Below are 19,517 nucleotides of genomic sequence, written 5' to 3'. Positions count from 1 at the left end.
GGGAGGGGCGGAGGTCAGAGTGACAGTTCCGTCACTTTGCCCTCCGTCACCTCCAGGCGGCGCGTCACGCTCACCGCGTCCAGCATGCGGCGGTCGTGCGTGACCAGCAGGAGCGTGCCCTCGTAGGCCTCCAGAGCCGACTCCAGCTGCTCGATCGCGGGCAGGTCGAGGTGGTTGGTCGGCTCGTCGAGGACCAGGAGGTTGACGCCTCTGCCCTGGAGCAGGGCGAGGGCCGCGCGGGTGCGTTCGCCGGGTGAGAGCGTCGCCGCCGGGCGCAGGACGTGGTCCGCCTTCAGGCCGAACTTGGCCAGGAGCGTGCGGACCTCCGCGGGTTCGGTGTCCGGCACGGCCGCGCAGAACGCGTCGAGCAGGGACTCCTCGCCGTGGAACAGCGCGCGGGCCTGGTCCACCTCGCCGACGAGGACGCCGGAGCCGAGGGTCGCGTGGCCCGCGTCGACCGGGACGCGTCCCAGGAGGGCGCCGAGCAGCGTCGACTTGCCCGAGCCGTTCGCTCCGGTGATCGCCACGCGGTCCGCCCAGTCGATCTGGAGGGTGACCGGGCCCAAGGTGAAGCCGCCTCGGCGCACCTCCGTGTCGCGCAGGCTCGCGACGACCGCGCCGGAGCGGGGCGCCGCCGCGATCTCCATGCGGAGTTCCCACTCCTTGCGCGGTTCCTCGACGACGTCGAGGCGTTCGATCATGCGCTGGGTCTGGCGGGCCTTGGCGGCCTGCTTCTCGCTGGCGTCGCTGCGGAAGTTCCGGCCGATCTTGTCGTTGTCGCCGCCGCCTGCCTTGGCGGCCTTGCGGCGGGCGTTCTTGACTCCCTTGTCCGCCCAGGAGCGCTGCATCTGGGCGCGGCTCTGGAGCGCCGACTTCTTGTCCGCGTACTCCTCGTACTCGTCACGGGCGTGGCGGCGGGCCACCTCGCGCTCCTCCAGGTACGCGTCGTAACCGCCGCCGTAGAGGTTGATTTCCTGCTGGACCAGGTCGAGTTCGAGGACCTTGGTGACGGTGCGGCTGAGGAACTCGCGGTCGTGGCTGACGACGACCGTGCCGGCGCGCAGGCCCCGGACGAAGCCCTCCAGGCGTTCCAGGCCCGCCAGGTCGAGGTCGTTGGTCGGCTCGTCGAGGAGGAAGACGTCGTAGCGGGAGAGGAGGAGGGAGGCGAGGCCGGCACGGGCCGCCTGGCCTCCGGACAGGGACGTCATCTCCTGGTCCAGGCCGACGGTCAGGCCGAGGGACGCGGTGACCTCCTCGGCGCGCTCGTCGAGGTCCGCGCCGCCGAGGGCCAGCCAGCGCTCCAGGCTGTCCGCGTAGGCGTCGTCCGCGCCTGGTGCGCCGTCGACCAGGGCCTGGGTGGCGTCGTCCATGATCCGCTGGGCTTCGGCGACGCCGGTGCGGCGGGCCAGGAACGCGCGGATCGTCTCGCCGGGGCGGCGGTCCGGCTCCTGAGGGAGGTGGCCCACGGCGGCGGACGAGGGCGACAGCCTCAGGTCTCCCGCTTCCGGGGTGTCCAGGCCGGCGAGCAGCCTCAGGAGGGTGGACTTGCCCGCGCCGTTGGCGCCGACTAGGCCGATGACGTCGCCGGGGGCGACGACCAACTCCAGGCCGGAGAAGAGGGTGCGGTCGCCGTGGGCGGCGGTGAGGTCTTTGGCGACGAGGGTTGCGGTCATCAGGGGGGTGATTCTACGGGTGGGGGGTGCTCGGTCTTTCTGTGCCTCAGGGGCGTCCGTGGCTCGGGCGCCTGAGGGTGTTGGGTGGGGCGGGGGCGGGTAGGTCCGTGCGCGTCCCCTCCGGTGCGGTCGCGGCTACGGGACGTCGTCAGGGCGCGTCCTCTGCGGGGCGGTCGCGGCTGCGGGGCCTTCTGGGGCGTGCCTCGGGTCGTCTTGGGGGCGGGGCCGCGGGGGTAGGTCCGTGCTCGCCATCTTGGCGCGGGGCCTTTGCTGCTTCGGCGCCCTGGTGACCACCACTGTGCTCCGCGCGCACCTACCCCCACGTCCCCTCCGGCGCGCTCGCGGCTGCGGGACGTCGTCGGTGCGCATCCCCTCCGGCGCCGTCGCGGCTGCGGGGCCTTCTGGGGCGTGCCTCAGGGTGCCTTGGAGGCGGGGCCGCGAGGGTAGGTCCGTGCTCGCCATCTTGGCGCGGGGCCTTTGCTGCTTCGGCGCCCTGGTGACCACCACTGTGCTCCGCGCGCACCTACCCCCACGTCCCCTCCGGCGCGCTCGCGGCTGCGGGACGTCGTCGGTGCGCATCCCCTCCGGCGCCGTCGCGGCTGCGGGACGTCGTCGGTGCACGTTTCCTCCGGTGCGCTCGCGGCTGCGGGACGTCGTCAGTGCAGCCTTCTCCGTCTCGCTCGCGGCTGCGGGGCGTCGTCGGTGCCCGTCCTATCCGGTGCGCTCGCGGCTGCGGGCGGGCTATGGGGTGGCGGTGGGGGTCACCAGGACGCTGGTTGTTGTGCGGGCCACTACGTAGGAGTCGCCCTTGGTGGCCTTCGGGGTCAGGGGGACGCGGTGTTCGCCGGGCTCCAGGACCTCGTCGAAGATCTCGTGCACGTGGGTGCGGGACAGGCGGTCCATGCGGTAGGCGATCAGTTGGACCCGGCACGTCGAGGTGACTTCGAGCCGCGCCGCCTCGCGGCACGCCGCCAGGGCGGTGAGGCGGCGCTGTTCCTGGGGGCTGCGGTCCAGGGCGTGCTCGATCTGGGCGACCAGGAGCGGCACGATCGGGGCGAGGCCATCGACGTACGCCACCTCGGCCCCCGCCCGGTCGAACGCCTCGCGCACGGACTTCCTGGTCTCGTCGGGGACCGTGCGGCCGAAGGCGACGGCGCCGTAGGTGCGCAGCTCGTCGGGTGGGACGCCCGCCGCGTCCGCCGCGATCTCCGCGCCGATGCCGATCGTGCGCAGGGCCGCCGCCAGCTTGGCGAGGAGCGCGACGCGGGCGCCGATCAGCAGGACCCGGCGGCGGGTCTGCGGCTCGTCGGCGGCGAGCAACTGGCCGAGCGCCTCGCGGTATTCGGTGCCTCGGAAACGGAAGGGCCCTATGCCTTGGTAGCCGTTGAGCTCCAGGTCGGCCGGTTCCGCGGTCTGCCAGGCGAAGTCGCGCCAGATGAAGTCGTCGCCGTCCGGGGCCTTCTCGATGACCGCGGTGACCGCGCCGCAGGCCAGGTCCTCGCATTCGGGGCAGCCGTAGATGACGTAACGCCCGTCGCGCAGCGGTGCTTGGGCCTCCAGGAGGAGACGGCGTACGTGTGCCGTGAAGATGGCGGGCGGGATGTCGGCGGCCAGCGGCGACACCGCGTCGAGGTCGGAGAGCTGGAAGAGCAGGGGGCGCCCGTTCACGATGAAGTCGACGAAATCCCGGTGCACTTGGAAGTCGCCGTTGGCGAGAACTCCACCGGCGCGCATGGCCGGTGCCAGACCGAAGGTCGCGTACTCGGCAGACATGCTGTGAGTATCCCCACCCGGAGGGTGATGTGAGCACGGCATGACAGATTCGGAGGCGGCACGCGTCGGGCGTGCCGCCTCCGGGGGCGGTCAGGTGGTCTTGACCGGGTCGTTGTCCGTCTCCAGGCCGTCGCCCTCGTCGTCCTGGGCGGGGCCGATACGGATCTCGAAGTCGCCGTCATACTGCTCGTGGCCCGCGATCACGGCCTTCTCGACGGCTTCCGTGCCGTGCTCGCCGCGCACGATCAGCGGGTCGTGGCGCAGGTCCCTCATCAGGGACACGCACATTCCGATCATGACGAGCGTGAAGGGTGCGGCGACCAGGATCGTGAGGTTGCGCAGGCCGGTCAGCGCGTCGCCCGTGCCGTCACCGATCAGCAGCATGATCGCCGCCACGGCGCCGGTCACCATGCCCCAGAAGATCACCATGAACCGGCCCGGCTCGAGTGCGCCCTTCTGGGAGAGCGTGCCCATGACGATCGACGCGGCGTCCGCGCCCGACACGAAGAAGATGCCCACGAGGATCATCACGAGGAGGCTGGTGACGGTGGCGATCGGGTACTCGTGGAGCAGGCCGAAGAGCTGCGCCTCCGGGGTCGTCTGGTCCTTGAGGCCGCCGCGGTCCGCGACCGTCATGGCGCTGCCGCCGAAGACCGCGAACCAGATGAGGCTGACCGTGCTGGGCACCAGGATGACGCCGCCGACGAACTGACGGATCGTACGGCCGCGGCTGATCCGCGCGATGAACATGCCGACGAAGGGCGTCCAGGAGATCCACCACGCCCAGTAGAAGACCGTCCAGCTGCTCAGCCAGTCCGCGACGCCCTTGCCGCTGGAGGCCTCGGTGCGGCCGATCAGCTGGGGCAGGTCGTCGAGGTAGGCGCCGAGCGACGTCGGCAGCATGTCGAGCATGATGACCGTGGGGCCCGCGATGAACACGAAGACGACGAGCAGCAGCGCGAGCACCATGTTGATGTTGGACAGCCACTGGACGCCCTTCTCCACACCGGAGACGGCGGACGCCACGAAGGCCAGGGTCAGCACGGCGATGATCACGACGAGCAGCCCGGTGCCCGCGTCCTCCATCCAGTCGAGCACCTCGATCCCGCTGCCGATCTGCAGGGCGCCGAGGCCGAGCGAGGCGGCCGAGCCGAAGAGCGTGGCGAAGATGGCCAGGATGTCGATGACCCGGCCCCAGGCGCCGTGGGCGTGCTTCTTGCCGATGAGCGGTTCGAAGACGGCGCTGATGGTCTGGCGCCGGTTGCGCCGGAAGGTGCTGTACGCGATGGCGAGACCCACGACCGCGTAGATCGCCCACGGGTGGAGCGTCCAGTGGAAGAGGGTGGTGGCCATCGACGTCTCCATCGCCGCGGCCGAGTCGGCCGGGTCGGTGCCCGGCGGTGGCGCGGTGAAGTGGGCCAGGGGCTCGCTCACTCCGTAGAACATCAGGCCGATGCCCATACCGGCGCTGAACATCATGGCGACCCAGGAGACGGTGCGGAACTCCGGTTCCTCCCCCTCCTTGCCGAGGGTGATCTTCCCGTACCGGCTGACGGCCAGCCAGAGCGCGAAGACCACGAAGCCCGTGGCGGTCAGCATGAAGAACCAACCGCCGTTGTGCATCAGGCCGTCGAGCATGTCCGTGGTGACGTTCTTGAGCGAGTCCGTCGCCACCGCGCCCCAGACCACGAACGCCAGGGTGACGGCGGCGGTCACGCCGAACACCACCCGGTCCGTGCGGGGGGACCGGCCGTCGGGGGCGGGCGCCATGATTTCCTGGGACCCTCCCCCGTCGTCCGCCTGTCGCTGATCCTGCGTCACAAGTGACACCTTTCAAAGGGGTCGATCGAATACGTCGAGACTTTGTTCCCGCTACCCCCTACCACATGTGACGCACATCTCCCCGCTTCAACAGCTCATGTCGGGCCGAGCTGTGACCATGTGATACGGCGCACGTTCGTCCAGCAGGAGCGGCACGAGGGCCCGCGCGGACTGTCGCAGCGGGACGTAGGCACCGGACTTCTGGCGCTTCACCGTGACGCCGTGCAGCGCCAGTTCGTCCTTGATGTCGGCGTACTGGGCGGCGTCCAGGCGGTAGCCGCAGGGCGGGTCCTGGATGACCTCGGACGGCTCGGCGGGGTCGTTGTCGGCGCCGCCGAGGTAGACCGGACCGTGGTCGCGGTAGCCCTCGGCGCGGGCCGCGCCGGTGGCACGCTCCAGGCGGGCGCGCCGCTCGTCCGAATAGTCGAAGAGCCCGTCGAGTGCGGAGACTTGGGACTTCACGCGGCGGCGGTTGTTGAGCGCCTCGTCCTTCTTCTCGGCCTCGGTGACGGGGTCGACGCGGCTCTCGATGAGCAGGCCCGCCGCGTGCTTGATGCCGGAGACGTTGCGCAGGATGCGCTCCTGGCCGTCGCCCGCGGTCTGCTTGACGGGTTCGCCGGTGACGGGGTCGGTCCAGATGCCGTAGGTACCGGTGGTGTATCCGTCGGCCTCGGCGGCCGGTCGTACGTACGCCTTCGAGAGGGTCTGCGCCTCCGTGTGCACCGCCTCGTCGGTGTTGAGGTTGCGCGGCCAGAGGTCGAAGAGGTCCTTGTCGTAGTACTTGGGGGTCGCGCCGTACTCGTGCAGGTCGTAGATGACGTCGGGCTCGCGGTCGCGGATCACGGCGGCCAGGGCGCGGCCCTCGGCGGTCTTCAGGGCGATGTGGTCGCGGTTGATGTCGACGCCGTCGGAGTTGCCGCGGGTGTCGGCGGCGCGGCCGTCCGGGTTGGCGGTGGGGACGACGAGGAGCGTGGTGCGCTCAAGGAAGCGCCGGGTCTTCTTGTCCTTCGCGTACGCCAGGTCGCGGACCGTCGACAGGCAGGCCTCGCGGCCCGAGGGTTCGTCGCCGTGCTGGCTGCATATCAGCAACACGGTGCTGCGGGTGGGGCGTTCGGCTATGCGGACCAGTTGCAGGGGGCGGTTCTGCTTGGTGGTGCCGATGCGGGAGACGGAGACCCGGTCGCTCGCCTTGTCGACGGTGGTCAGGAGCCCCTGTTCCTCGGGCTGGCTGGTCCAGCGGGCGCCGTCGCTTTCCTCGAAGCCGGTACGGGGTGGCGTCGGCGTCGCCTGGGCGGGCGCCGTCAGGAGCGGCGCGGCGAGCGCGGCGGTGGCGCAGGCCAGCGCCAGGGTGCGGATGCGCGGTGTCATGAAGTACTGCCTCCCGGGACGGGGTTGAGCGGACGCGGCGGGGCCACGCCGTCGAGACGGGACTCGCGGGGGGTGACGGATGTGGAGGTGGCGAACGCCTTCGCGCCGCCGACCAGGGGCACCTTCGCCCAGGTGCGGGCCAGGTCGATGGTGAGCGTCGGCGTGTCGGCGGGCGGTTCGATGAGGTGCCTGTCGGTGCCCGCGACGATCAGTGCGAGGCGGTGGCCCTTGGGCACGACGTGGTCGCTCGCGGCGAGGTTGAGGGTGATGGTGTGGGGCTTGCCGGGGGTGAGCGGCCGGCCGCGGTCCGCGTCGGCCCAGTTGCCGAGGTCGGCCCAGCCACGGCTGAAGATCGTGTGTTCGACGGTGGCGGTCTTCGCCTCCGTCTCCTTGAAGCAGGCGCTGTCGCCGGTGGTGCTCGCGCCCCAGCAGGTGCGTTCGGGGAGCGTGGTGATGCCCTCGTCGTCGTGGGCGTAGTCCCGGATGGTGGCGGGGCCGAGGTCGACGAGGACGGCGGAGAGGTGGGCGGTGCGGGTGGTGGGGGTCGCCGTGACCGTGACCGTGGAGGAGCCGGACAGGCGCAGGTCACGGGCGAGCGGCCTGCTGATGAACCCGGCCTTGGCGGGGGTGGTGGTGTGGACGCGCTCGGCCCAGTCGGTCTCGTTCAGGCTCGGGTCGTCGGTGAAGGTCTCGGTGCCCTTGCCGGGGCGCGGGCCGAGGGTGCCGACGCCCGGTGAAGTGCCCTTGGCGGGGCGGAGCTTGACGGTGTCCGTGCCGCGCGGGGGCCAGACGCGGTCGGTGGTCCAGCGGTCGGGGGCGCGCTCGATGTCGGCCATCGGTTCGCGGTCGACGCCGTTGTCGACGCCGAGGAGTTCGTGGTCGAACCAGCGGTGCAGGGTACGTACCCACTCCGCGCGGCGGAAGTCGAAGGGGTCGACGTGGCCGGCCTGGCTGAGCCAGAGCTTGCGGTCGACGCCGTGCTCGGCGAGGGCGTCCCACCACTGGCCGAAGTGCTTCATGCGGACGTTCAGGTCCTGCATGCCGTGTACGGCGAAGACGCTGGCCCGCACCTTGCCGGCGTCGGGGACGTGATCGCGCTCGCTCCACAGGCGGGTCCAGTCGCCGCTGCGGGGCGCGCCGTCGACCAGGCGCTGCTTGACGGCGCCGCAGCGGGCGCGGGCCTCGGGGCTCTCCACGGCCCGTGCGAGGCCGTCGGGGCCGCTGCCGAAGAGCGGGGCGCCCTTGGCGAAGTAGTAGTCGTACCAGGAGGAGATGGCGCCGATCGGCACGATCGTCTTCAGGCCCTTGACGCCGGTGGCGGCCACGCCGTTCGCGACGGTGCCGTCGTAGCTCTTGCCGATCATCCCGGTGCGGCCGTTGCTCCAGGACGCCCGCGTGCGTTCGTCGCCGGTGCGGCTGGTGTAGCCGCGGGCGCGGCCGTTCAGCCAGTCGACCACGGCCTTGGCCGACTGGACGTCGGAGCGGCCGCCGATGTCGACGCAGCCGTCGGAGCGGTTGGTTCCGGCGAGGTCGACGGCGACGTAGCCATAGCCGCGGGGGACGAAGTAGTTGTCGTAGTAGAGCGGGAAGCGGACCGGGTCGCCGTTCTCGTCGTACGTCTTCTTCTGGCTCTCGTTGCCCCGCCCGCAGCACGCGTAGTACGGGCTGGCATCCATGATCACCGGGATGCGGCGGCCGGTGCGGTCCGTTTCGCGGGGTCTGATGATGTCGACGGCGACGCGGTCGGTCCTGCCGTCCGCGTCACCGTCGATCCTGGTGTCGACCCAGGCGGATTCACGTATGGCGTCCTCGTACGAGTACACGGGCCGGCTCTCGCCCGCGCGGCGGGGCACCTGGTCCGGCGCGCCCGAGGCCTGCGCGGCGCCCGGGGACATGAGGGTGGCCAGCAGGGCGGCCAGGGCCGCCAGCAGCAGCGGTCGCCTGAGGAGGCGGGCGCGTCGCGCACGTATCGGCATGGCGCGGAAGGTACACCGGTGAACTGCCGCGCGACAGAGGGCCGCACGGACCGCGACAGGCGCATGGGACATCGAGGCACATGTCGGCCGAATGGCGATCGTGTGACAGTCGGGACCATGGACATGACGCATGCGGGAGGGGCTGAATAGGGTCGTCGATCAAGACGAAACGTTTTGTGCCCCTACGACTTGGAGCTTGACGTGCACCGCAGACTCATCGCCCCGGGCGCGCTCGCGGCCTCCCTCGCTCTGCTGGCGATCCCGGCATCGGCCGCGGACTTCTCCCCCGGGGCCCCGGGCATCGGCGATCCCTATTACCCGGCCAGCGGCAACGGCGGTTACGACGTCTCACACTACGACCTGAGGCTCAAGTACCAGCCCGCGACCGACCTCCTCGAAGGCACGGCGACGATCAACGCCCGCACCACGCAGAACCTTTCGCGCTTCAACCTCGACTTCGGCCTGAAGGTCTCCGAGGTACGGGTCAACGGCAAGAAGGCGAAGTTCGAGAAGACCGGCGACCAGGAGCTGGAGATCACCCCGACCGCCGGCCTCACCAAGGGCACACCGGTCACCGTCGTCGTGCGGTACGCGGGCAAGCCGTCCGAGACGAAGATCGGCGGCTACACGGCCTGGCACCGCACGCCGGACGGCGGCGTCGCGGCGCAGGAGCCGGAGGCCGCCGCGTGGTGGTTCCCCTCCAACGACCACCCGCTGGACAAGGCGACGTACGACATCTCGGTCTCGGTGCCCGACGGCACCCAGGCGATCTCCAACGGCGTCCTGCAGTCGCAGAGTTCCCGGCTCGGCTGGACCCGCTTCAACTGGCGCTCCAACAAGCCGCAGGCGAGCTATCTCGCCACGCTCGCGGTCGGCAAGTTCGACATCACGACCGACAAGACCGAGAGCGGCCTGCCGGTCCTCAACGCCTACAGCAAGGACCTCGGCGACAACGCGGGGGCGGCGCGGGCCAGCATCGAGCGGACGACCGAGGTCGCCGAGTGGCTGGAGACCGTCTTCGGCAAGTACCCCTTCAACGCGCTCGGCGGATACGTCCCGAACGTGAAGACCAGCTACGCCCTGGAGACCCAGACGCGGCCCTTCTACAGCCCGGCCGCGTTCGCGAACGGCTCCAACGCCTCCATCGTCGTCCATGAGCTGGCCCACCAGTGGTACGGCGACAGCGTCTCCGTGCACGGCTGGAAGGACATCTGGGTCAACGAGGGCTTCGCCCGCTACAGCCAGTGGCTGTGGTCGGAGAAGGAGGGCGAGGGAACGGCGCAGGAACTCGCGGACTACGTGTACGCGCAGCGGTCCGCTGACGACCCGTTCTGGACGGTCAAGCCGGGCGACCCGGGGCCCGACAAGCAGTTCCACATCGCGGTCTACGACCGGGGCGCGCTCGCCCTCCAGGCGCTGCGCAACGAGATCGGCGACGAGGACTTCTTCGCCATTCTCAAGGGCTGGCCGCAGCAGTTCGCGTACGGCAACGCCAAGGTGGGCGACTTCGTCAAGTACGCCGAGAAGATCTCGGGCAAGCCGCTCGCCGAGCTCTTCGACACGTGGCTGTACCAGCCGTCGCGGCCGGACGCGCCGACCGCGCGGGACGCCGGGTTCGCCCGGTCGGCCGTGGCGCCGGCCAAGCCGAAGTCGTGGAAGCAGATCGCCGACACGAACGGTGTGCACGACCACGGTGACGGTCACGACCACTGAACGGTGGCCGGCGTCCCCGGCGGTGGCGTGAGCCGCCGCTGAGGGTGTGGTGAACCGCGCCGCCCGGTCTCAGTGCCGGGCGGCGCGGTGCCGTGCGCGGGCCCGCCGCGCGAACGGCAGGTAGCGCAGTCGCTCCGGCAGCAGCGGGACGAGCGTGCGGACCACGAGGCCGAAGCGGCGCAGGGCGCGTTCCTGGCGGGGCGTCCAGGGCAGGCCGAGTGCCTGGCGTGCGTCCGGGGGCATGAGGCCGATCGTGAGGAAGCGGCGGAAGCGGGCCAGTGGGGGCAGCAGCAGCGGCCACGCTGCTCTGACCAGGGCGCGCACCGGGCGCGGGCCTCGGTCCGGCGGCGGGACGGAGGCGTCGGTGGCGGTCAGTTCCCGGGCCACCGGCGTCAGTTCGAGTTCTTCGGCCAGGATCTTGCGGTAGTACGGCCAGAACTCCTCCGGCGTCCGGGGCATGTCCCGGTCGTGGATGCCGAGGATCCGCCCGACCTGGAGCCACTCCGCGTACAGCTGCCGCTCCTCGGCCTCGGTGAAGGGGCGGCCGAGGTAGCGCTGCGCGTGCCGGTAGACGGGGAAACCGGTGGCGTGGACCCAGGCGTAGGCAGCGGGCATGAGCGCGTGGTAGCGGTGGCCGCGGGTGTCCGTGCCCTGGATGGTGCGGTGCAGCGCGCGGAGCCTGCGGCCCTCGACGGCCGCCTCGTCGCCGCCGTACACCCACAGCAGGACCGAGCGCACGGAGCGCTCACCGCGGCCCCACGGGTCGGTCCGGAACACCGAGTACTCATCGACGCCCGCACCGACCGCCGGGTGCGCGACCTGCATGGTGAGCGCGGAGGGCAACATCAGCAGCGCGCGAATGTCACCCGCGATGGTCCAGAGGATGCCGCCGGGTGGGGGTGGGGTGGGGTCTGAACGGCGTGTGCGGGTGCGAGTGCGGTGGGTGTGGTGAGGGTGACGGTGGGGGCGGGGGTGTGCGTCGTTACGGGCGCGGTCGTGGTGGTCGTCGTCACTGCCGGTGCGTACGTCACCGCCGACGCTGCTGGCGCCGTCGCCACTGCCCACGCCACCGCCACGATCCTGGTCGCTGTCGCGGACATGGTCGGGCTTCATGCGACGTGCTCCTCGGCCTTGCGGGGTCGGGCCCGGCTGCCGGAGCGGATCTGGGCTGCGGGTGCCGTGCCCGGTGGTGCGTGTTCCAGTATGCGACCGGGAGTGCGTCAGCTGTTGGCGGGGGCGGAGGGTGAGGGAAGGGAAGCCAGGGTATCGCGCCGCCCCGCGCGCGTCGGATCACCGCGCGGCCGCGTACGCCTCCACGATCGCGTCCGCCACGGCGGACGGTTCCCGCAGCGTCGGGAAGTGGTCGCTGCGCACGAGCCGTACGAGGCGGCAGCCGGGGATGCGCTCGGCCATGATCTCGTTCACCCGGACCACCTCGGGCTGGTCCCGCTCGCCGAGGACGAGGACGCACGGGACGTCGAGTTCGCCGAGCCGGTCGAAGGCGGGCGGGTCGGGCACATGGTGCGGGTGGCCGGCGAACCAGGCCGGGATCGCCGACCTGATGTGCGCCTCGGCCTCCGGGTCGTCCCCGGAGCCGCCGGCGGCCGAGGTGCGCAGCACCAGCGCCACGATGCCGTCGACGTCCCCCGCCACGGCGAGCCGGCCGACCTCGGCCGTGAACTCCCGCGAGACAAGGTCCTCGGCGCCCGTCACGCCCGGGACCATCAGCGCGAGGCCCGCCACCCGCGCCGGGTCACGGAGCGCGAGGCTGATGGCCGTCGCGCCGCCCATGCTCGATCCGGCGAGGACCGCCCGGGCGACGCCGAAATGGTCGAGGACCGCGATCAGGTCCTCGACCAGGGAGTACGGCGCGGTGGGCGCCGGGGACCTGCCGTACCCCCGCGCGTCGTAACGGATCACGCGGTACCGCTCCGTGAGGCGGGGCAGGACCGGGTCCCAGAGGCGGGAGTCGCCGACCCCGGGATGCAGAAGGACCAGGGGCAGGCCGTTGCCGCCCGCACCGCCGGGTCCCCCGCCCGGTGCGCCCGAGTCGTGCGCCCAGACTTCGCCGTCCTTGACCGACACCATCGCGTCCATATGCCGAGTCTGTGGCGGCGATGGCGAGGCCGCCAGGGGCCGCGCCTCGCGAGGGCCCGAACGCGTACGTCCATGACCTGAACCCGCCGGACCGGCACGTGAGGGAAGCCTTCGAGGCCCCGCCGAACAGCACGGTGGCGCCACCCCGGAGAGACGTGATCTCCGGCGTGACGCCACCGTTCCGCCAGTCCGGCTCTACCGGTCCGGCTCTACCGGTCCCGCTTCTCCTGCGGCCCGGTCAGACCCTGCGGCTCCGTGAGGCCCTGCGCCTCACGGTCCACCCGCTTCCTGACGCCGAACCAGCCGACGACCAGGGCCGCGCCCACGATCGGGATCAGGAACAGCGTCTTGCGGCCCACCTCGGCGTCCTTCCACATCAGGCAGAGGACGGCCAGCAGGAACGCGATCGTCACGTACTCGGTGACCCCGCTGCCGGGCAGGCGGAACTTCGGCCGGGTGATCACGCCCTCCTTCGCGCGGCGCACGAAGGCCAGGTGACACACCATGATCATGATCCAGGTGCCGATGATGCCGAGCGACGCCACGTTCAGGACGATCTCGAAGGCCTGGTCCGGAACGATCCGGTTCAGGCCGACGCCGAGCACGCCGATGGAGGCGGTGAGCAGGATGCCGCCGAAGGGCACCTGGTTGCGGTTCATCTTCGCCGTGAACTTGGGGGCGGAGCCCGCCATCGCCATCGAGCGCAGGATGCGGCCGGTGGAGTACAGGCCGGAGTTCAGCGAGGACATGGCCGCGGTGAGGACCACGAAGTTCATCACGTCACCGGCGGCCGGTACGCCGATCTTGGACAGCACCGTCACGAAGGGGCTCTGGTCCGCCGAGTACACGGAGCCCGGCAGCAGCAGCGCGAGGAGGACCACCGAGCCGACGTAGAAGAGGCCCACGCGCCACATGATCGAGTTCACCGCGCGGGGCACGATCTTCTGCGGGTCCTTGGTCTCGCCCGCCGCGACGCCGACCAGTTCCAGGGAGGCGTACGCGAAGACGACGCCCTGCATCACGATCACGACCGGCATCATGCCGTTCGGCAGGAAGCCGCCGTGGTCGGTGATCATGCTCAGGCCGGGCTTCCCGCCGCCCACCTCGTGCCGGCTCGCCAGCAGGAAGACACCGATGATCATGAACGCCGTCAGCGCGGCGACCTTGATGATCGCGAACCAGAACTCCATCTCGCCGAAGTACTTCACCGAGATGAGGTTCACGGAGAGCACCACCGCGAGGGCGATCAGCGCGAGCACCCACTGGGGGATGTCGGTGAAGAAGCTCCAGTAGTGCGTGTACAGGGCGATCGCCGTGATGTCGGCGATGCACGTGGTCGACCAGTTGAGGAAGTACATCCAACCGGCGAAGTACGCGCCCTTCTCGCCGAGGAACTCACGCGCGTAACTCACGAACGAGCCGGACGACGGACGGTAGAGCACCATCTCGCCGAGGGCGCGGACGACGAAGAACGCGAAGATGCCGCACACGAGGTACGCGAGGGCAAGCGCGGGGCCCGCCGAGTGGAGGCGGCCGCCCGCCCCGAGAAAGAGCCCAGTGCCGATCGCGCCACCAATGGCGATCATGTTGACGTGACGGGCCTTGAGGTCCTTGCTGTAACCGGCGTCGCCCGCGTCCGCGGGGGCCTGGGACGCATCTGTGCGGGATGCGTCCAGGACGGCCGAATCTACGGCTTCCTTGCTCACGTGGGGGATCTACTCTCTGGTGCCCGGAAGAGCTCCGGGGTCCGGATGGTGCTCCGGCCCACGACACCCCTGACGCGCGCGGACCGACGGGACACCTTCCCTCAGAGATCGGCGTCCACGCGGTGGCGCACGTCACATAGCGGCACTTCTCACATGCTGGTCAGGGGGTGTACAGGGCATCGATGACCTGCTCGTACTTGTTGCGGACGACCCGGCGGCGCAGTTTCAGGGACGGGGTCAGCTCGCCGGTCCCGGGGCCCCATTCCTCCGCGAGGAGACGGTGGCGCTTGACCTGCTCGGTGCGGTTGAGGCGCGCGTTGGCGGCGGCCACGGCGCGGTCGATCTCCTCCCGTACGGCCGGGTGGGAGACGAGTCCGGGGAGGTCGCCCTCGATGCCGCGCGCGGCGGCCCACGCGGGAGCCAGCTCCGGGTCCAGGACGAGGAGCGCCACCAGGTAGGAGCGGCCGTCGCCGTGCACGAAGGCCTGGCCGATCAGGGGGTGCTCCTTGAGCGCGTTCTCGACGAGGGCGGGCGAGACGTTCTTGCCGGTCGAGGTGACGATCATTTCCTTCTTGCGGTCGGTGATCCACAGGAAGCCGTCCTCGTCGATCCGTCCGATGTCGCCGGTGGCGAACCAGCCGTCGGCGTCGCGGGCGCTGTCGACGCCGCCGTCGGGCCGCAGATAGCCGTCGCAGACCGTCTCGCCGCGCACGAGGATCTCGCCGTCGTCGGCGACACGTACCTCCAGGCCGTCGAGCGGGCGACCCACCGAGCCGAGGCGGAACGCGTCAGGGGTGTTGGCCGTGACCACTCCGGAGGTCTCGGTGAGACCCCACGCGTCCATGATCACCAGGCCGAAGCCGGCCCAGAAGCGGGCGACGTCCAGCGGCATCGGCGCCGAGGCGCTCGCGGTCCACACCAGGCGGTCGAAGCCGGCCGACGCGAGCAGCGGGTCCAGTACGTGCTCCTTGGCCTGCCGGTACGCGGCCTCCAGCTCGGCGGACGGTTCCTCGCCGCGCTCGCGGCAGGCGACGTGCGCGCGTGCCGTCTCGTTCGCCGCCTCGACGGCGCGCCGCCGCTCCTCGGGCAGCCCGGCGAGCGCCGCCCGCACGGACGCGGCGAGCTTCTCCCACACGCGCGGGACGCCGAAGAACTGGAAGGGGTGCAGCTCACGCGCGGTGGCGGCGACCTGTGCGGGGTCGGCGCACAGGTAGACATGCGCGGCGCGCAGCGTCGGCAGGTAGATGCCGAGCAGCCGCTCCGCGATGTGGGCGAACGGCAGGTAGCAGATGTGGCCGACGTGCGCGGGGAAGTCGACGACAGCGTCCAGGGCGATGCCGCCCACGAGTACGTTGCGGTGGGTGAGGCGCACGCCCTTGGGGTCGCCGGTGGTGCCGGAGGTGTAGACGACGGTCAGCGCGTCGCCCGGCCGGATCGCGCGCCAGGCCTTCTCGAAGGCCTGGGGGTCGAAGAGGCGGCTGCCCGTGGCGTGCAGCGAGCCGTACGTCCGGTGCTCCCCCGCATCGGCGGCCTCCACCACGACGAGGCGCTCCAGAGGGGCCGTGGCGTCCGTGAGCAGCGGCTCCCAGCGCGGGCGTTCCTGGGCGCCCTCGACGATCGCGAGGCGGGCCCCGCTGTGCCGGACGATGTGCGCGATCTGCTCGGGTGCCGAGGTGCCGTACACGGTGACGGGGACGGCGCCGAGGTGCGTCAGGGCGAGGTCGCTCAGCCAGTGCTCGGGGCGGTTGCCCATCATCATCAGGACGTGCTCGCCGCGCTCGACGCCGAGCGCCTCGTACCCGGCGGCGAGGACGGCCACCTTGCGCCGTGCCTCGCGCCAGGTGAGCGTCGACCACCCCTTGCCCGAGCGCCAGGAGAGCGCCGGGAGGTCTCCGTGGTCCTCGGCATTGCGGAGCAGCAGGGCGGGGAGCGTGATGCCGGCGGGGTCTGAGGGAAGTCTCAGGATCGTGGTCATGACCGCCTCCTGGTGCCATCGGCTGGGGCGTGAGCGGACGCGCGACTGCGGCTTCGCCGGCCGCACGACGGAGCATGTGACTGGCCCGGAGGGTTTCACAACACTGGTGTGCCAGCAATACTGTTGGACCGGATTGCCGCACGACCGGCGAGAGGTCCGCCGGAGCCGGCCGGGGAGGGAGGGCGCTGCGATGACGACGGACACCGAAAGCGTGTCGACGGACGCGGGGGCGGCGCGGCCCGGCGCCGAGGAGCCGACGCTCACGGTCGATGAGCTGGCCGCGCGCGCGGGCGTGACGGTCCGCACGATCCGCTTCTACAGCACCAAGGGTCTGCTGCCGCCGCCGGTGATCGGCCCGCGCCGCGTCGGGCACTACGGCCAGGACCATCTGTCCCGGCTCGCGCTCATCGAGGAGTTGCAGCACCAGGGGATGACGCTCGCGGCGATAGAGCGGTATCTGGAGCAGCTGCCGCCCGGCCTGAGCGCGCACGACCTGGCGATCCACCGTGCTGTGGTGGCCTCCTGGGCGCCGGACTCCGCCGAGGACATGCCGCGCGCCGAGTTGGAGCGCAGGGCGGGCCGCGCGCTGGGCGAGGAGGACCTGGACCGGCTCGCGGCGATGAGCGTGATCGCCCGGACACAGGTCCCGGGGACGTACCGCGTGGATCTGGGGCTGCTGCGCCTCGGGGTGCGGTTGCTGGACGTACCCATCGCGCACGAGACGATCCTGGCGGCGCGCACGGTCCTGATGGAGCACACGCGTTCGGCCGCGCACGAGCTGTCCCGTCTCTTCCGTGACGAGGTGTGGGGTCCTTACCGCGAGCGTGAGTCGGACCCCGAGCACGTGGCGGCGATGCGGTCGCTGTCGGCCCATATGCAGCCGATGGTGGTGCAGGCGCTGGTGACGGCGTTCCAGCGGTCCCTGAAGGAGGAGCTGCGGGAGTGGCTCAAGGAGAGCTGAACGCACAGCCCATAAGGAGCTGAGCCACCCCCGCGCAGGAAGCCACGAGGTCAGTCGTCGCTGAACTTCTCGCCCTTCTCCGCCTTCTCGACGAGCAGTGCGGGTGGCGTGAACCGCTCTCCGTAGCGCTCGGCCAGCTCACGCGCGCGTGCCACGAAGCCGGGGAGGCCGCCTTCGTAGCCGTTGATGTACTGGAGCACGCCGCCCGTCCAGCCGGGGAAGCCGATGCCGAGGATGGAACCGATGTTGGCGTCGGCGACCGACGTCAGGACGCCCTCCTCCAGCAGGCGCACCGTGTCGAGCGCCTCGGAGAAGAGCATGCGCTCCTGCATGTCCTGGAACGGGATCTCGTGCCCCGGCTTGGTGAAGTGCTCGCGCAGACCGGGCCAGAGCTTGCCGCGCTTGCCGTCCACGTAGTCGTAGAAGCCCGCTCCCCCGCTCCTGCCGGGGCGCTCGAACTCGTCCACCATGCGGTCGATGACGGTGTCCGAGGGGTGGCCCGCCCAGGTGCCGCCCGCCTCCTCTACGGCCTTCTTCGTCTCGTTGCGGATCTTGCGGGGCAGGGTGAGGGTCAGCTCGTCCATCAGGGAAAGGACCTTCGCCGGGTAGCCCGCCTGGGCCGCCGCCTGCTCGACGGAGGCGGGCTCGATGCCCTCGCCGACCATCGCGACGCCTTCGTTGATGAACTGCCCGATGACGCGCGAGGTGAAGAAGCCGCGCGAGTCGTTGACGACGATCGGCGTCTTGTTGATCTGGCGTACGAGGTCGAACGCGCGGGCGAGCGCCGCGTCGCCGGTCCGCTCGCCCTTGATGATCTCGACGAGCGGCATCTTGTCGACGGGCGAGAAGAAGTGCAGGCCGATGAAGTCGACCGGGCGCGTGACGCCCTCGGCCAGGGTGGTGATCGGCAGGGTGGAGGTGTTGGAGCAGAGCAGGGCGTCCGGCTCGACGATGTCCTGGATCTCCTGGAACACCTTGTGCTTGAGCGAGGTGTCCTCGAACACCGCCTCGATGACGGCGTCGCAGCCCGCGAGCGCCTGCGGGTCGGCGGTGGGCGTGATGCGGGCGAGCAGCGCGTCAGCCTTCTCCTGTGTCGTACGCCCCCGCTGGACGGCCTTGGCGCAGAGCTTCTCCGAGTAGCCCTTGCCCCGCTGCGCGGCCTCGGCCGAGACGTCCTTCAGGACGACCTCGATGCCCGCGCGGGCGCAGGAGTACGCGATGCCGGCGCCCATCATCCCGGCGCCGAGGACGGCGACCTTGTGGACCTGGCGCGGCTCGATGTCCTTGGGGCGGTTGGCGCCGGAATTGACGGCCTGGAGGTCGAAGAAGAACGCCTGGATCATGTTCTTGGCGATCTGGCCGGTGACCAGCTCGGTGAAGTACCGGGCCTCGATGGTCAGCGCCGTCTCGAAGTCGACCTGGGAGCCCTCGACGGCCGCCGCGAGGATGTTGCGCGGGGCCGGGTAGGGGGCGCCCGCCGTCTGCTTCTTGAGGTTGGCGGGGAACGCGGGCAGGTTCGCCGCGAACTTGGGGTTGGCCGGGGTGCCGCCGGGGATGCGGTAGCCGGGCTTGTCCCAGGGCTGCTGCGACTCGGGGTTGGCGTCGATGAAGGCGCGGGCCTTCTCGATCATCTCCTCGGGGGTGGCGGCCACTTCGTGGACGAGGCCGTTCTCCAGGGCGCGCCTCGGGTTGTACTGGGTGCCCTGGAGGAGCACCTTCAGGAGCGCGTCCGTGATGCCCATCAGGCGTACGGTGCGGGTGACGCCGCCGCCCGCGGGGAGCAGGCCGAGGGTGACCTCGGGCAGGCCGATCTTGGAGCCGGGGGCGTCCAGGGCGACGCGGTGGTGGGAGGCGAGGGCGATCTCGTAACCACCGCCGAGCGCCGCGCCGTTGATGGCGGCGACGACGGGCTTGCCGAGGGTCTCGATGCGGCGCAGCGACCTCTTGATGGCGTTGCCCGTCTCGAACGCCTGCTGGGCGTTCTCGGGACCGACCTTGATCATGTCCTTGAGGTCGCCGCCCGCGAAGAAGGTCTTCTTGGCGGAGGTGTAGATGAACCCGCGGATCGCGTCCTTGTCGGCGGCGACGGCGGCCTCCGCGCGGTCGGCGATCGCGGCGATGGAGTCCTTGAACGCCTGGTTCATGGTGTTCGCGGACTGGTCGGGGTCGTCGAGGACGAGGGTGACGACGCCGGTGTCGTCCTGTTCCCAGCGGATGGTCGTGCTTGTGGTCATGTCTCTGTCTCCGTGAAGTCTGTGGCAGGCGGGGTCTGGGGAGGGCGGTTGGGGTTCATGGCCGGCTGACCGCCGGTGGGGGCTGGTCGCGCACACGCGGCGGAGCCGCATATGTCACAGCCCCGCGCCTCATGAAGGCGCACGCAGTGCGTCCTTCAGGGGCGCGGGGAACTGCGCGAGCAACCACGACGCACCGGCGGCCGGCGACGCACCCGCACCC

The 19,517-nt window shown here is 71.0% G+C and carries 12 protein-coding genes; 2 read left to right on the top strand and 10 right to left on the bottom strand.

Annotation, left to right across the window (positions count from 1 at the left end):
* Positions 1–14: 14 nt before the first annotated feature.
* The 5 genes from KKZ08_RS34060 to KKZ08_RS34040 form a co-directional block, all read right to left on the bottom strand.
* Entirely contained in the window at positions 15–1,673 is a 1,659-nt protein-coding gene (locus KKZ08_RS34060; protein WP_223778097.1) for an ABC-F family ATP-binding cassette domain-containing protein, read from the bottom strand.
* Between the two features lie 741 nt (positions 1,674–2,414).
* Positions 2,415–3,446, bottom strand: coding sequence for an oxidoreductase (locus KKZ08_RS34055; protein WP_223778096.1), 1,032 nt, complete (start codon positions 3,444–3,446; stop codon positions 2,415–2,417).
* A 90-nt stretch (positions 3,447–3,536) separates the two neighbouring features.
* The gene (locus KKZ08_RS34050) at positions 3,537–5,216 is read right to left on the bottom strand and encodes a BCCT family transporter (RefSeq protein ID WP_223778095.1); all 1,680 of its coding nucleotides are present in this window, start codon (positions 5,214–5,216) and stop codon (positions 3,537–3,539) included.
* 138 nt (positions 5,217–5,354) lie between these two features.
* Positions 5,355–6,635: a M14 family metallocarboxypeptidase gene (locus KKZ08_RS34045; protein ID WP_223778094.1), complete on the bottom strand. Its 1,281-nt coding sequence runs from the start codon at positions 6,633–6,635 to the stop codon at positions 5,355–5,357.
* The gene (locus KKZ08_RS34040) at positions 6,632–8,611 is read right to left on the bottom strand and encodes a Xaa-Pro dipeptidyl-peptidase (RefSeq protein ID WP_223778093.1); all 1,980 of its coding nucleotides are present in this window, start codon (positions 8,609–8,611) and stop codon (positions 6,632–6,634) included. The genes KKZ08_RS34045 and KKZ08_RS34040 overlap by 4 nt, the downstream gene beginning before the upstream one ends.
* A 201-nt stretch (positions 8,612–8,812) precedes the next feature.
* Between KKZ08_RS34040 and KKZ08_RS34035 the strand changes: the two genes are divergently transcribed.
* Positions 8,813–10,324, top strand: coding sequence for a M1 family metallopeptidase (locus KKZ08_RS34035; RefSeq protein WP_223778092.1), 1,512 nt, complete (start codon positions 8,813–8,815; stop codon positions 10,322–10,324).
* 69 nt (positions 10,325–10,393) lie between these two features.
* On the opposite strand, the gene KKZ08_RS34030 is transcribed toward KKZ08_RS34035, so the two are convergent.
* From KKZ08_RS34030 to KKZ08_RS34015, 4 genes are all read right to left on the bottom strand, one after another.
* The gene (locus tag KKZ08_RS34030) at positions 10,394–11,437 is read right to left on the bottom strand and encodes an oxygenase MpaB family protein (RefSeq protein WP_223778091.1); all 1,044 of its coding nucleotides are present in this window, start codon (positions 11,435–11,437) and stop codon (positions 10,394–10,396) included.
* Positions 11,438–11,614: 177 nt separating this feature from the next.
* Positions 11,615–12,421 carry an alpha/beta fold hydrolase gene (locus KKZ08_RS34025; RefSeq protein ID WP_223778090.1) on the bottom strand — a complete coding sequence of 269 codons (807 nt, stop codon included), beginning with the start codon at positions 12,419–12,421 and terminating at the stop codon, positions 11,615–11,617.
* Positions 12,422–12,630: 209 nt separating this feature from the next.
* Positions 12,631–14,127, bottom strand: coding sequence for an amino acid permease (locus KKZ08_RS34020; protein ID WP_223778089.1), 1,497 nt, complete (start codon positions 14,125–14,127; stop codon positions 12,631–12,633).
* A gap of 160 nt (positions 14,128–14,287) precedes the next feature.
* Positions 14,288–16,102, bottom strand: a complete 1,815-nt coding sequence (locus KKZ08_RS34015) for an AMP-dependent synthetase/ligase (protein WP_223778088.1) — start codon at positions 16,100–16,102, stop codon at positions 14,288–14,290.
* A 190-nt stretch (positions 16,103–16,292) separates the two neighbouring features.
* Between KKZ08_RS34015 and KKZ08_RS34010 the strand changes: the two genes are divergently transcribed.
* Positions 16,293–17,063 carry a MerR family transcriptional regulator gene (locus KKZ08_RS34010; RefSeq protein ID WP_223778087.1) on the top strand — a complete coding sequence of 257 codons (771 nt, stop codon included), beginning with the start codon at positions 16,293–16,295 and terminating at the stop codon, positions 17,061–17,063.
* Positions 17,064–17,113: 50 nt separating this feature from the next.
* On the opposite strand, the gene KKZ08_RS34005 is transcribed toward KKZ08_RS34010, so the two are convergent.
* Positions 17,114–19,297, bottom strand: coding sequence for a 3-hydroxyacyl-CoA dehydrogenase NAD-binding domain-containing protein (locus tag KKZ08_RS34005; RefSeq protein WP_223778086.1), 2,184 nt, complete (start codon positions 19,295–19,297; stop codon positions 17,114–17,116).
* Between the last annotated feature and the right edge of the window lie 220 nt (positions 19,298–19,517).

The sequence above is a fragment of the Streptomyces sp. 135 genome (assembly GCF_020026305.1).
Lineage (GTDB): Bacteria > Actinomycetota > Actinomycetes > Streptomycetales > Streptomycetaceae > Streptomyces.
Note: the sequence above shows the minus strand (reverse complement) of the source record. Positions and strands in the feature narration are given on the sequence as shown.